The organism is Microbispora bryophytorum, from assembly GCF_006874465.1.
Classification (GTDB): domain Bacteria; phylum Actinomycetota; class Actinomycetes; order Streptosporangiales; family Streptosporangiaceae; genus Microbispora; species Microbispora bryophytorum.
The window spans coordinates 718,902-732,708 of record NZ_VIRL01000001.1 but is presented as its reverse complement, the minus strand read 5'-3'; the positions used below and the strand labels follow the sequence as shown (position 1 = coordinate 732,708).

Annotated in this window: 12 protein-coding genes; 8 read left to right on the top strand and 4 right to left on the bottom strand. The window is 70.9% G+C overall.

Annotated elements, in window-relative coordinates; all coding sequences use genetic code 11:
* Positions 1 to 126 precede the first annotated feature (126 nt).
* Complete coding sequence (locus FLX07_RS03505) at positions 127 to 576, bottom strand: carboxymuconolactone decarboxylase family protein (RefSeq protein ID WP_142567918.1); 450 nt, start codon at positions 574 to 576, stop codon at positions 127 to 129.
* Positions 577 to 751: 175 nt separating this feature from the next.
* On the opposite strand from FLX07_RS03505, the gene FLX07_RS03500 reads away from it, so the two are divergent.
* A complete protein-coding gene (locus tag FLX07_RS03500; protein ID WP_142567917.1) occupies positions 752 to 1,708 on the top strand; it encodes a helix-turn-helix transcriptional regulator in 957 nt (318 codons plus the stop codon).
* Positions 1,709 to 1,724: 16 nt separating this feature from the next.
* On the opposite strand, the gene FLX07_RS03495 is transcribed toward FLX07_RS03500, so the two are convergent.
* On the bottom strand, positions 1,725 to 3,419 hold the full coding sequence (locus FLX07_RS03495) for a hypothetical protein (RefSeq protein ID WP_142567916.1): 1,695 nt from the start codon (positions 3,417 to 3,419) through the stop codon (positions 1,725 to 1,727).
* 382 nt (positions 3,420 to 3,801) lie between these two features.
* Between FLX07_RS03495 and FLX07_RS36270 the strand changes: the two genes are divergently transcribed.
* From FLX07_RS36270 to FLX07_RS03470, 6 genes are all read left to right on the top strand, one after another.
* Positions 3,802 to 3,966: a hypothetical protein gene (locus tag FLX07_RS36270; protein ID WP_167748098.1), complete on the top strand. Its 165-nt coding sequence runs from the start codon at positions 3,802 to 3,804 to the stop codon at positions 3,964 to 3,966.
* Positions 3,967 to 4,043: 77 nt separating this feature from the next.
* The gene (locus FLX07_RS03490; RefSeq protein WP_208762051.1) at positions 4,044 to 4,508 is read left to right on the top strand and encodes a S26 family signal peptidase; all 465 of its coding nucleotides are present in this window, start codon (positions 4,044 to 4,046) and stop codon (positions 4,506 to 4,508) included.
* A gap of 17 nt (positions 4,509 to 4,525) precedes the next feature.
* Positions 4,526 to 7,384, top strand: a complete 2,859-nt coding sequence (locus tag FLX07_RS03485; protein ID WP_142567915.1) for an ABC transporter permease — start codon at positions 4,526 to 4,528, stop codon at positions 7,382 to 7,384.
* Between the two features lie 8 nt (positions 7,385 to 7,392).
* A complete protein-coding gene (locus FLX07_RS03480) occupies positions 7,393 to 7,896 on the top strand; it encodes a MauE/DoxX family redox-associated membrane protein (RefSeq protein WP_142567914.1) in 504 nt (167 codons plus the stop codon).
* A gap of 17 nt (positions 7,897 to 7,913) precedes the next feature.
* Complete coding sequence (locus tag FLX07_RS03475; protein ID WP_142567913.1) at positions 7,914 to 8,471, top strand: TlpA family protein disulfide reductase; 558 nt, start codon at positions 7,914 to 7,916, stop codon at positions 8,469 to 8,471.
* 2 nt (positions 8,472 to 8,473) lie between these two features.
* Complete coding sequence (locus FLX07_RS03470; protein WP_142567912.1) at positions 8,474 to 9,181, top strand: ABC transporter ATP-binding protein; 708 nt, start codon at positions 8,474 to 8,476, stop codon at positions 9,179 to 9,181.
* 11 nt (positions 9,182 to 9,192) lie between these two features.
* Here the strand turns inward: FLX07_RS03470 and FLX07_RS03465 are convergent, their stop codons facing one another.
* Together FLX07_RS03465 and FLX07_RS03460 are read right to left on the bottom strand one after the other, a co-directional pair.
* Positions 9,193 to 9,906: an AfsR/SARP family transcriptional regulator gene (locus FLX07_RS03465; protein WP_223853790.1), complete on the bottom strand. Its 714-nt coding sequence runs from the start codon at positions 9,904 to 9,906 to the stop codon at positions 9,193 to 9,195.
* Between the two features lie 164 nt (positions 9,907 to 10,070).
* Positions 10,071 to 11,900, bottom strand: a complete 1,830-nt coding sequence (locus FLX07_RS03460; protein WP_142567910.1) for an ABC transporter ATP-binding protein — start codon at positions 11,898 to 11,900, stop codon at positions 10,071 to 10,073.
* Positions 11,901 to 12,379: 479 nt separating this feature from the next.
* Here FLX07_RS03460 and FLX07_RS03455 point away from each other — a divergent pair, with 479 nt between their 5' ends.
* Positions 12,380 to 13,561 (top strand): geranylgeranyl reductase family protein, encoded by a 1,182-nt coding sequence (locus tag FLX07_RS03455; RefSeq protein WP_142567909.1) that lies wholly within the window; start codon positions 12,380 to 12,382, stop codon positions 13,559 to 13,561.
* Positions 13,562 to 13,807 lie beyond the last annotated feature (246 nt).

Genomic DNA, 13,807 nt, shown 5'->3' with positions numbered 1-13,807 from the left:
GAAGGTGGGAGCCCAGGACGAGGGCCTGCCGGAAGTGGCGCTGGATCGATCAGCGGTGGAGCCGGCCGATCACGTCCTTCGCCGCGTCGCCACCGGGCCCCCTGGACGGCTGACGCCCGCCCGTCTTCACCAGGTCTTGCCGGCCGGCTCCCGGATCGTGTGGTTGATCCGGTTGAAGAAGTTGGTGAGTGCGATGTTCAGGATGATCGCGGACATCTGCTTCTCGTCGAAGTGGCCGGCAGCAGCGTCCCAGATCTCGTCGGTCACGCCCGGCGCGCCGTCCTGGATCCGGGTGGCGGCCTCGGTCAGCGCGAGCGCTGCCCGCTCCTCCTCGGTGAAGAACGGGGCCTCGCGCCAGGCGACCACGTTGTGCAGCCGCTCCTCGGTCTCTCCATGCTTCTTCGCCGACTGGACGCCGGCGAACACACACGGGCTGCAGCCGTTGATCTGGCTGGCCCGCAGGTGGACCAGTTCGAGCACGAGCGGGTCGACGCCACCGGCGTGAATCGCCTTCTGGAGATGCTGGATCGCTGTGATCAGGTCGGGATTCGCCACACTCTTCATGCGTGCTTCCATGGGTCCTGCTCCTCGTCGGTTACGTACGCCCATCCGGGCCCGTCCTCTGACGCACCCTGGCCGAGGTCATCGTGGCCGTAATGGACTTTTCGGCCGAGGCGTTCTCGGTCATGCCGGCGACATTACGGTGTGACCCGGTCAGAAACGGTCCTGGTTATCGAGCAGACTGTTGGCCGTGGTCAACACCTCGGCGCGGCTGCTGCGGCTGCTGTCTTTGCTGTCGACGCGGCGGTCCTGGACGTGCGCTGATCTTTCCGCCCAGCTGGAAATCACCGAACGGACGGTTCGCCGGGACATCGCCCGGCTACGGGAACTCGGCTACGGCATCGAATCGGAGATGGGCCCATGGGGCGGCTACCACCTCGGGCCCGGAACCAGCATTCCGCCACTGATCCTTGACGAGGAGGAGGCCCTCGCGGTCGCCGTCGGGCTGCGCACCGCCGCCTTCAGTGGAGTCTCCGGCAGCGACCAGGCAGCCCTGTCGGCGCTGCTGAAACTACGCCAGGTGCTGCCGGCCAGGATCGCCGACCGGCTCGGCGAGCTGGACGCCGCGTTCACCCACACCGCACGACCCGACGACAGCCAGATTTCCCCCGCGCTGCTGCTCGACCTGGCCACCGCGTGCCGGCGAGGCGAACGCACCCAGTTGACCTACCGCGACGGGGCCGGAACGACGTCCACCCGCCGAGTCGACCCCTACCGGCTCATCTACACCGGCCGCCGCTGGTACCTCCTCGCCTACGACCTGACGCGGCAGGACTGGCGCACCTTCCGTACCGATCGCATCATCGACGCCACAGCCACCGGGCAGGCCACCGCCCTGCCCGACCCGCCGGATCCGGCACAGATGGTCAGCCCGGGCGTCGCGCTGAGGCCCTACCCGGTGCGGGTGACCATCCGCCTGGCCGTACCGGCCGATGAGGCCCGTAGGCTGGTCCCACCAACGGTCGGCGTCCACCACCCGGACGGCGATGACGCCACGATCATCGACATCGGCGGGCCGGACGCCGACAGCCTGGCCCGCTACCTGCTCAGCCTCGGCCGACCACTCCGGATACTGCACCCAGAAGAGGTTCGCCAGGCATTCCTCGCCCGCACACAACAACTCCTCGAGGACAACCGGCAACCGTGACGCTTGGCGTCGGGTGTCAGGTCGTTGGCTGTGGGGGTGGAATGTGCAGGAGGCGGGCGGCCCAGGACAGGGCGGCGGTGAGGCGGCGCCGGCGTTGGTCGAACAGAGCCGGGTTGGCGTCGCGCGCCGGGGTGAGCAGGGGTTGTTGCCCGGCGATCAGCGCGGCGTGGCCCGTGGCGTGCGGCCCCTGGCCGGTGTCCGGTACGGGGCCGCCTTCGGCGCGCAGGGCGACGAGCCAGAGGTGGTGGTCGAGCCAGGGATCGCCGATCGCCGCCGACGCCCAGTCGGCCAGTACCAGGCGGCCGTCGCGGCACCAGAGGTTCGCTGCGCGTACGTCGCGGTGGATCAGGCTGTCTCCCTCGGTGGGTGCCTCGGCGGCCGCGGCATGAAGCGTTTCCAGGTGTGCGGCCAGCCACCGGCGCGTGCATACGTTCATGCGCAGCAGGCGGTCCGGGTCGGCGGCGATGGTTTCCCAGGGATTGGACGCCTCTCGCAATACCGGCACGCCAGATGGTGCGGGCAGCGTGTGTACTTCGTGGAGCAGCTTCCGGGTGGCTGCGACCAGGGGTGCGGTCCAATCGCGGACCCAGTGGTCCTGCTCCAGCATTTCCAGCACGAGCATCGGCAGCGGCTCGCTGGTGCTCGACAGCAGCCGCGGCAGGAATGGGCGGTCGCCCAGCGCCTCGTACACCGCCAACTCCACACCGAGCTCGGCGCGGCCGGCAGGCGCGGCGGCCTTGACGAACGCAGAACCGCCACCGGCATGGTCGGCGATTCGCGTCACGGACCTGCTGTGCCCGCCCGTGACCGGTCGCAGACCCGTGATCTCGCGGCCGAGCGCGCGGCCGGCCGAGGCGGCGACGTCCGCGTCGGTTGCGGGCCCGGTGGTCACGGGCCGGCCGGACACGCGCGACAGCAGCAGTTCGACCACCGGTTCGTTGGCGCGGCGGACCGCCTGCCTGCTGCCTGGGTCCGGTCGGCCGAGCGACTCGGTGACCAGGCGCCATATCAAGGCGCGCAGCAATAGCTGGTCGATGTCGTCCTCGCCGTCCAGTTCGTCGAGGATGCTGGGCGGTGCGGCGGACCAGGCCAGCAGGTCCACGGCAGCGATCGCCAGGGCGTAGCCCGCCGGCCGCCGGCTCGGTGAGAAGTCGATGACCGCCGGTGGCTGCCCAGGTGCGAACAACACGTTGCCCGCGATGTCACCGTGGACGAGCTGGTCGGGCAACCGTACCGGCCGGATGGCGGCCCGCAAGCCCTCCACCAGATCCGACAGTTCCGGCGCCAGCTCGACCTCGGCCTGGTCCCACGCCACCCGTTCGGCCACCGCCCAGCGGTTTCTGCCGCGTCCCAGCCAGTCCGGGGCGGGGACACCGGCGAGGGCCGCGTGGAAAGCCCGGCTGGCCGCGACGAGCTCCGGCCACCGCGCCACGGGATCCGGCTCGCCCTCGACAGCGGTCCACGCCGCCCACCCGCCGGCGACCCACGAGCCGTCAGCCGCGCGCACTGGCAGGGGCACCCGGAAACCCGGACCGCGCAGATCGGCGAACACCTCGGCCAGCCACGACGCCACCGCCGGACGCGGGGCGGGCTTGAGCACCAGTTCGCCCGCCAGCCAACAGGTGCCGTGCCCTCCGGGCAACAGCCGCGCGGGACCGGATGCAACCCCGAAGGCCGTGCGCACCTCCACCGGCAGATCATCAGACACCACGCCACCCTCCACACCGGATCGCGCCGGTGTCAATCGAAATACCGCCCCTGCCGGCGTCCTCCCTTGGTTGCGTCTCCGCTTGAGGGTGAGCCGCAGGCCAAGGTCATTTCGGGCGGGATAACCGTAGTGCTCCTGAAAACCGCTAGGCCGGGTGACCGGTCTCGTGGATTCGCATCCACCGGATTTCCAATGACCCCGCCGGCAACGGCTATCCAGCACGCGGCGCCGATTCCGTCACGCTGGACCTCCTGGGCATTCCGTCGAATTCGCGTTTCCCCGGGTTGAGGAATATGACGCCCGCGCGTTGTACGGAGCCTGTATCCCCGCTGAACCCCCGCTCTTTACGATCGGGGTCAATCACGTCCGGCGAAAGGAAGTGGTCATGAGAGCGCTGATCAGACGGGTCGCCGACAGGATGGTCGACAAGGTGGTCCCGCACGCCGAAGCCCGCGCCTGCGGATGGGAGGGCTACTGCAAGTGCGTCGGCGGCGACATCTACCTCTACTACTGCGGCCGCTGCACCTACTACGCGCACGCCGGCTGCTGACAGGCGGCGCGTGACCGGGTGACCGAGCCGGACCCGGTGCGACCATCGGGTCCGGTGGCACACGAGGGGGATGGCGGTTGTCGCTTCTGCTCACCGTCGCGGCGATGGCGGTCCTCGCGCTGGCGACGGCGACCTTGGGGATGCGCCGGGCCTTCGTCGTGGTGACCGTACGGGGCAGGAGCATGCAGCCCACGCTCCGCGACGGTGACCGGGTGCTGGTGCGGCGACGTGGTGTGACGGCGGTCCGCCCCGACGACCTGGTCGTCTTCGCCGACGTGATCGACGCGCCTCCCGTGCCGGTGCCCGCCGGGGCGGCGGAGGACGACGGCCCCCGCACGGTGTGGGTGGTGAAACGGGCGGTAGCCGTTCCCGGAGACCCCGTCCCCGAGGCGCGTGTGCCCGTGCTGGCCGGGGGGACCACGTCCGTCCCCGCCGAGCGGCTGGTGGTGCTCGGGGACAACCCGGCGGTGAGCCGGGACTCCCGCCTCTACGGGTACGTCGCCGCAGAGCGTCTGCTGGGGGTTGTGATCCGGCGAATGTGACCGTCTGATGGGGATTCATGCTGAGGCTGATGATCGGCCAGTTACGCCGCCAGTCGGTGCGCTCGATGACGATGCTGCTCGGCGTGCTGCTGGCCACGAGCGGGTTCACCCTGCTCACCGGCTCGGTGGAGACCTCACGCCTGCGCGTGACCGGGACCGTGGACGACAACTACCGGAGCACGTACGACGTGCTGGTGCGGCCCAGGGGGAGCCGGGACGCGCAGGAGCTCGCGCACGGGCAGGTGCGCCCGAACTTCCTGTCCGGCCAGTTCGGCGGCATCACGCTCGACCAGTGGCGGCGGATACTCGCGCTGCCCGGCGTCGAGGTGGCCGCTCCGGTGGCGATGGTGGGGTACGTCGACGTGACGGCGACCGCCGAGATCGACCTCACCGAGCAGCTCGACCGAGGGGCACGACAGCAGTTGCTCAAGGTGGACAGGACCTGGATCAGCGACCGGGGACTGTCGACGATCGACGACCCGGGTGACAGGTACGTGTACGTCACCCGCAACCCCGTGCTGTGGCCGCGGTTCACAACGAACAAGGCGAACTTCGTGGAGTTCGACGGCTACCGCTACGAAGGCCGGAAGGTGCGGGTGGACGCCGCGGTGTGTGACCGCCCGGGGATGTCGTCCGGCTACCCGGCGGCCGAAGTCCTCACGGACGGACGGATCCAGCCGATCTGTCCCACGGCGCGCAAGCGAGAGCCCGGACGCACCTACCTCACGGCGGCGGACCGGTCCCGCGTGGACGTCTACCAGATGCTGCCGGACGGCGGTTTCCGCACCCGGCTCGGCGACCCGGGCGGTGGGATCATTCCCCGGCAGGTACGGCTGCCGCGCCTGACGCTCCCTGTCGGCTGGCCCGTGCCGCTGTTGCTGGCGGCCGTCGATCCCGTGCAGGAGGCGGAACTGGTCGGGCTGGATCGCGCCGTGGTCAGCGGGCGTTACCTGCGCGCGACCGACGGCCCGACGCCGACCAGGTGGGAGCTGTTCGCCGATGTTCCCATGCTGCTCTCGTCGACCGCGCACATCGACGAGCAGCTGACCGCCGGAGTCTCCCGGCTGGACCGGCCGCCGCGGATCGCGAACCTGCGCGGCGATGAGCTGTGGAAGCGGCTACGGGCGGAGCCGGTCCGGCGCACGTCGACCGTGCGCGTCGACGCGGAGAGCGTCTACCGGCAGGTCAGCGAGCGCCCGATCACCGACCCCGGCGACACGTGGCTCAACGTGGACCGCGTCATCCAGTCCGGCCGCCCGCGCTATGGGGGCGCGGAGGGGGTGCTGAAGCCGGATCCCGTCACCGTCGGCCTCGACGAGGTGTGGCGGCAGGAGAACTCCCTCGTGGACACCTCGGCCCCGTTGTTCGCGCACGATCGAGCGCTCCGGCCGATGACCGCGCGTGAACTGGCGGGTCCGGGTGGCGTGACCGAATACGCGTTCCCGCAGGTGGTGGGTAGGTTCGACCCGGCCGGGCTGACCGAGTTCTCCGCGTTGTCCGCGGTGCCGCTGGAGACATACCAGCCGGCGAGCGCGACCGGCGCGGACCAGACCGCGCGGGCGGCGCTGGGAGACCGCCCGCTGCTGCCCAACGGTAACCCCGGCGGCTACCTGGCCACCCCGCCCCAGCTCCTGACGACGCTGACCGCGCTGCCCATGCTCATCCGCGGCGACGACCCGGCGCAGGAGGCGCCGGTCTCCGCGATCCGGGTGCGGGTCGCCGGGGTCACCGGGCTGGACGATCCGTCCCAGGAGCGGATCCGCGTAGTCGCCGAGAAGATCGCCACCACGACCGGGCTCGAAGTGGACATCACCATCGGCTCCTCCCCGGCCCCGCGGCCGGTCGAGCTGCCCGGCGGCTCGTTCGGCCGCCCCGAGCTGCGGCTGCTGGAGAACTGGACGACCAAGGGCGTGGCGGTCGCGCTGACCAGGGCCGTCGACCAGAAGAGCGCGCTGCTGTTCGGCCTCATCCTCGTGGTGTGCGTGCTGTTCCTGGGCAACGCGGTGGCCGCGTCGGTCCGGGTGCGGCGGCGTGAGCTGGCCGTCCTCGGCTGTCTGGGCTGGCCCGCCGGGCGGCTGGCCGCGCTGGTGCTGGGGGAGGTGCTGCTGGTCGGCCTGGTCGCCGGGATCCTGGGCGCCGCCGTGTCCCTGCCGCTGGCCGCCGCCACCGGCATCGGGGTGGGCCCCGGACACGCGCTGCTGGCCGTACCGGTCGCCTGCGGGATCGCCCTGCTCGGCGGGCTGGTGCCCGCGCTGCGCGCCGGGCGGGCGCACCCGATGGCGGCGATCCGTCCCCCCGTGGTCACCCGCACCCGGGCACGCCGGGCCCGGACGGTGTACGGCATGGCGGTGGGCAACCTGGTCCGGGTCCCGACCCGCAGTTTGGTCGGCGTGCTGGCGCTCGCGGCCGGAGTGGCGGCGGTGTCCACACTGCTGGTGATCACCTGGCGGTTCCACGGCGAGGCCCAGGGCACACTGCTGGGCGACGCCGTCTCGCTCCAGGTGCGCGGGGTGGATCTGGCCGCCGCCGTGACCACGGTGGCGCTCGGCGTGTTCGCCATCGCGGACGCTCTCTACCTGAGTGTCCGGGAACGCAGCGGCGAGCTGGCCGCGCTGCGCGCGTGCGGGTGGTCCGACGGGGAGCTCGGCCGCCTGATCGTCACCGAGGGAGCGCTGCTCGGCCTGACCGGCGCCGTGCTCGGGGCCGGTCTCGGCCTCGGCGTGCTGGCCGCGTTCCTGGGCGGCCTCACCTGGGCGACGGTGAGCGCCACGCTCCCCGTCGCCGCGACCGGAACCGCGTTGGCGGTGCTGGCCGCCGCCGTCCCCGCGCAGCTCATGCGCCGCCTGCCGCTCGCCGCCGTGCTGGCGGAGGACTGAGGCCGTCGATGAGACATGTGGAACTCGCCTGCCAGATCCTGCTCGCCGTGGTCTTCGGCTGGTCGGCGGTGAGCAAGCTGGCCTCCCGTGAGGCGTTCCGGCGGTTCGGCCGGTCGATCGAGCCGCTGACCGGAGGCGGCACCTGGCCGGCCGCGGCCCTGTGCGCCGCCGAGGCGCTGGTCCCTCCGCTGGTCGTCGTGGCCCCGCCGGTGGGGTTCGGGCTGGCGGCCGGATTGGTCGCCGTGCTCACGGCGGGGGTGGCCGTGGTGCTCCGCCGGGGCCTCGCCGTACGGTGCCGGTGCTTCGGGGGTGGCGAGGCGGACCTCGGCACGCGGCACGTGGTGCGCAATCTCGCCCTGCTCGGTGTGGCCGCGCTGGGCCTTGCCGCGGTGGTGCTGCCGGGCGGCGCCGGGATCGACGGCCCCGGCGTCCTGCTGGCGGCCGGGGTCGCGCTGCTCGCGGCGGCCCTGGTCATCCGTTTCGACGACGTCGCCGACCTGTTCGGCCAGTGAATGTGTGGAGGTGCGTTGTGGGATACGTGGTCGTGGCCCTCGTGCTCGTGGGACTTGTGGCGGTGCTCAACCTGGTGTTCACGTTCGGCGTTGTCCGGCGCCTGGCCCGGCAGGACCGTGAACTCGCGACCCTGCGGGCCGTCCTGCCGTCGAATCCGGAGGAGGTCATGAACGCACCGGGGTCGGCGCCGGAGGACTTCGGCGAGGTCACGACGACCGGTGGTGAGCACCTGGGCAGGGACTCCCTGACCGGCGGCATCATGCTCGGGTTCTTCACGCCGACCTGTGCTCCGTGCCTCGCGCAGGCGTCCCCCTTCGCGGAACGCGCGCGGTCCCTGGGCCGCGACCGGGCGCTGGTGGTCGTGGTCGGGTCGCGGGACGATGTGGGCGAGCTGGTCGCGCTGTTCGAGCCGGTCGCGCGGGTGCTGGTCGAGCCGGATCAGGGCCCGGTGCAGCGGGCCTTCGGCGTACGGGGCTTCCCGGCGATGTGCGTGCTGGACCCGGACGGGCGCGTCGCGGCCGTGGACACGGGAGTGGACCGGCTCCCGGAGCCCGCGGCGAGGGCGGAGAGGTGACGATGGAGGCGCGCACGACCGGCACCCGGCGCGGTGTCGAGGTGACGATCAGGGGCCTGACCAAGCGGTTCGGTCAGGGAGACAACCGGATCGTCGCCGCCGACGACGTGTCGCTGCACGTGCCGGCGGGGCAGCGGGTCGCCGTGGTGGGCGCTTCGGGCTCCGGCAAGTCCACCCTGCTCCACCTGATCGGCGGCATGGAGCGGGTGGACAGCGGCACGATCACGGTCGGGGACCGGGAGGTGACCGCGCTCGGCCGCCGTGAGCTGTCGGTCTACCGCCGCAGCGTCGGTTTCGTCTTCCAGCGGTTCCACCTGCTGCCCGCGCTCACCGTCCTGGACAACGTCCTCGCGCCGGTGCTGCCCCGCCGGGTGGAATTCGACCGTACGGAACGGGCCCGGCAGCTGCTCGCCGCCGTGGGCCTGCTGGACCGGGCACAGGCCGTGCCGTCGCAGCTGTCCGGCGGGCAGCAGCAGCGGGTCGCGGTCGCGCGCGCGCTGATCGGCGACCCTCGGCTGATCCTGGCCGACGAACCCACGGGCAACCTCGACTCGGCCACCGGCCGGGAGATGATGGAGCTCGTCGATCGCCTGGTCGCCGAGCAGGGGCTGACCCTGCTGGTCGCCACTCACGACGACGGGGTGGCCGCGCACTGCGATCGGATCATCCGCATCCGGGACGGCCGGATCGTCGACGACACCGCGCGCTGACCGCCCGGGGCTCAAAGCCGGAGCGGGTCGCCTGTCCTGTTCTGGACGCCCGGGCGGAGCAGGTCGGGGTCGCGCCGGAGGATGGCGGCCTGGAGCCACTCGACGCGGTCGTCCGGATCGAGGCCCAGCGAGCGCCGGAGCACCTCACGGGCGCCGGCGCACGCCCGGAGCGCCCCGGCGACGTCGCCGAGCCGGTACAGCGTGACCATGAGCTGCCGGTGCGGGCGCTCGCGCACCTGGTGCTCGGCGAGGTGCCCGCGCAGGTCGGCGATGAGGGCGGACCCGCTGCACCGGTCGGTCGCGGTCAGGTCGAGCCGGACGTCGAACCAGTCCTCCAGCACTCCGATGCGGCGTTCGTCCAGCGCGGTCGCGGTGGCGGTGAGGATCGGCCCGCGGCGCAGCCCGGTCAGCGCGGGCCCGCGCCACATGTGGAGCGCGCGCTCGTACGCCGAGGAGGCGGCCGGCAGGTCGCCGTTCATCTGGTCGTTCCTGGCCCGGGCGCACAGGTCGGCGAAAACGTCGACGTCGATCTGTTCCCTGTCGACCTGCAGCCGGAGGCCGTCGGGGTCCGAGACGAGCTGCGGCCCGCCGTCGAACACGACCCGGCGCAGTTCGGTCGCGTACGTCCGCAGGTTGGACATCGCCGAAGCGGGCTGGGCGCCGTCCCACAGTTCTTCCAGCAGCCGGTGCCACAGCACCAGCTTTCCTGAGTTCAGCAGCAGCATCACGAGCAGCGCCCGGGGCTTGTGAGCGGTCAGCGAAATCGGTTGTGCCCCATTGAGTATTTCGAGTGGACCCAATAACCGGAACTTAAGCCCCATGAAGACCCCGTAAGCCCCCGGAAACTTTCGGGCGATTGTAGAAAATATAAACTCCGACAGAACGTATTTCAAGTAAAGGGCATATCCGGCGTAGCTGATGGCCGGTCCCGATGCCCCGGCTCGGAGAACTGGTAGCCCCGCGCCTGGAGGGTGAACAGCCGCGCGTAGACGCCGCCGGCGTCCATGAGCGCCTCGTGCGTCCCCCTCTCCACCACCTGTCCCCGGTCGAGGACGACGAGCAGGTCCGCGTCCCGCACCGCGCTGAGCCGGTGGGAGATCAGCACGCTGGTGCGTCCGGCCCGGTGCGCGCGCAGGCCGGTGTGGATCTCGTGTTCCGCCTCGGCGTCCAGTCCGGAGCTGGGTTCGTCCAGGATGAGCAGGTCGCGTTCGCCGCGCAGGTACGCCCGGGCGAGGGCCAGGCGCTGCCACTGCCCGCCGGACAGGTGGACACCGTGCTCGCCGTCGTCCCCGTCGAGGAAAATGCGCGACAACAGGGTGTCGTAGGCGCGGGGGAGCTTCTCGGCGAAGGAGTCGGCGCCCGCCGCACGCGCCGCCGCGACGATCCGGTCTCGATCGCCCAGCACGGCGAGATCGCTCAATCCGATGTTGTCCGCCACGGTCAGGTCGTATTCCATGTAGTCCTGGAAGACCACGCCGACGCGGCGCCTCAGCTCGTCCGGCGCCATGTCGCGCAGGTCGACCCCGTCCCAGAAGATCGTGCCGCGCTCCGGGTCGTACATCCGGCACAGCAGTTTCACCACTGTGCTCTTGCCCGCCCCGTTCCTGCCCACGAGGCCGAGGGCTCCGCCGTACGGGATGTCGAAGCTGATTCCGCGCAGCGCCCAGTCCTGTTCGGGGGAGTAACGGAACCACACGTCCCGGAACTCGATGCCCCGCCTCAGCACGGGGACGGGCCGCGGACTCGCCGCGACCGGGATGTCGGGATGGCCGGACGTCACCGCGAGGTGGTGCGAGAACAACCGGAGGTGCTGATGCGCCTGGGCCACCTCGGTGACCAGGCCGGTGAGCGAGCCCTGCACCCCCGCGACGGCGGCGATGAACATCGAGACGTCGCCGATCGTGCGGCCGCCGTCCAGGGTGCCCACCAGCGCCCACAGCAGCCCGGCCCCGGCCGCCAGCGCGCCGGCGAGGCCGGTGCAGGTCTGCACGGCCAGCTCGCGCCGGTCCGTACGACGGCGTTCCGCGTCCGCTGCCCGGCGCTGGTCCATCATGAGCCGGCGCAGGTAGCCGGCGATGCCGAACAGCCGGATCTCCTTGGCGGCCCGCACGTTGACGAGGAGGTCACGGAAGAAGATCTCCCGCCGCTCATGCGGGCCTATGTCCCACAGCATGGTCGCCCGCCGCCGGGACAGCCACAGCTCGGCCAGCAACATGGGGGCGGCGGAGCCGAGCACGAGGACGGCCATCCACGGGCTGATCGCGGCGAGCGAGGCCACGAAACCCACCCCGACCAGGGCGCTCCTGGCGATCCCCAGGAGAGCGGCGACGAGCAGGGCGGGAGTGGCCCCGCCGTGCCGCTGGGCCAGCTGCAGCCGGTCGAGGAAGGCGGGATCCTCGAACCGGGCCAGCCCGACGAAGCGTTCCGTGGCCAGGAACAGGCGGTCCTGGGCGATCCGGCTCACCCGCCGCCCGGTCTCCTCGCGCAGGTAGTGCGTGATCGCGGGAACCGCCGCGGCGCCCGCTCCGCACACCGCCAGGGCGGTCCCCAGCGTGACCACCAGGGCGATCGTGGCGTCGCCGTGCGCGATCACGTCCAGCGTCACCTTCGTCAGCCAGGCGACGGCGAGTGGGACCGCGGCGGCGAGAACGGTGAGCGCGGCGAACAGGACCAGGCGGCACCGGCCGGCCTGCCAGGCGAGACCGAGCGCGTCCCTCATTCCGCGCGGCCTTCCGCCTCGCTGGTCGCGAACGCGAACGCGAACGCGGGCGCGGGTGCGGGCGCCGGTAGCGCGGTGACGGGGAACGGCATGCGGCCAGCCCTTTTCGATCGGGGACCCGGGGTCGCGGGACCGGGAGGACCACGCCTGTGACGTGGGCATCCTGACCTGCCGGTCTTCTCGCAGATTAGGGGCGCCGCGTATAGGAGTCGTACATTCCCGGCACAACGCCATCGCGGGTGGGCGCTGTTCGGCCGAGCCGCCCGTACGGCCGTGGGCATCGGCTGGAACTCGGCCGGAGGGCCACGGCGACTGGCCGCCCTGCTTTCACCGGGGAAAATCCCCTGTGTGATCGAAGTCAAGCGGGTTTACGCCTGTCTGCCCGCACACCCTCGGGGGCTCCCCCTCTTTGGTGTCCGACTCGGGCTCCCCAGCACGACCGAAGGAGGTCGGCCCTTTGCGATGGATAGCATGGCGTTATGACAAGGGGCAGAAATCTGGCGGAGATACACGATGTCGTCGTTGTGGGTGCGGGACCGGCAGGAAGCAGCGCGGCCTTGGCGGCAGCTCAGGCCGGCGCGCGCACGTTAATCCTTGATCGCTCACAGTTTCCGCGTTACAAAACGTGTGGAGGCGGGCTTATAGGTGTCACGCTGCGTTCCTTGCCGCCAGACCTCGATGTGCCCGTCCGGCAGGAAATCTTCACTACGACATTCAGTCATATCGGTCGTGACGTGCAACACAAGATGTCGCCTTCACGTATTTTGTCGCTGGTGGACCGATCGGAGTTCGATCAGGCTCTACTGGCGAGGGCAACCCAAGAGGGAGCTGTTGCGCAGCTGCCCACCACCGTATTGTCGGTGACGGAGGACGGCGACCATGTTGTGCTCAATACCGACCGTGGTCCGGTCAGGGCCCGTTGTGTCATCGGTGCAGACGGAAGCGCCAGCCGGATGGCGCGATACGTGGGAGTGGAGCTCAGTCAGGTAGACCTGGGCCTGGAAGTCGAGCTTGACGCGTCGGACATCGCGCACGCATGGACCGGCCGCATCCATCTCGACTGGGGCCCGATACCCGGATCGTACGCATGGGTATTCCCGAAAGGCCGGCGACTGACCGTCGGAGTGATCGCTCGCAAGGGGACGCCCCAGGAGACGCGTGATTATCTCGCCGCCTTTCTCCGTCAGCACGGGTTGTCCGACGTCAAGGTCCTTCATGAGTCGGGACATCTCACCCGCTGTCGTTCTCCTCAATCTCCTGTGGGCCGGGGAAGGGTTCTCCTCTGCGGGGACGCCGCCGGGTTGCTGGAGCCGTGGACCCGCGAAGGAATCTCCTTCGCGATCCGGTCGGGCGGAATCGCGGGCAGGCTTGCGGCGGAGGCGAGCAGAGCAGCCGGAGAGCCATCACTTATGCAGGCGGATTATCGGGGCCGGATAGGATCCGGCCTCGCGCTGGAGATGCACGCCGGCGTGCGGTTCCTCGCCGCCTTCGAACGCCACCCGCGGACCATGCACACACTGCTCAGTCGCACGCCTTGGGGATGGCGGGAGTTCCGGAGAATCACGCAGGGTGACACCACTTTGGCAAGGGCCATGCGCCACAGTCCGGTACGGCTTGCGCTTGGATTGCTGACAGCAGGATCGGCGAATGCCGCGTCCTAGGTCCTGGGCCTTCAGATGGTGGCGATCTGTCGCGGATCGAACACGCGACGCTCAACGCCTTGGGAGTGAGGTCTTATCTCGGCTGCTGAAGCATTTGGAGAAGCCGAGGGCGGCGGCCGGGAGAATGTGGGCGGACTCTCGGACTGAGGCGGGCGCCACCCTAAGGAGCCTGCTGGGAAAGCGAGGAATTGGGAGAAGGGACTTCCTCTCCAGGAGGCGCGATCTCTGGGTGCGCCCTCACCGCAA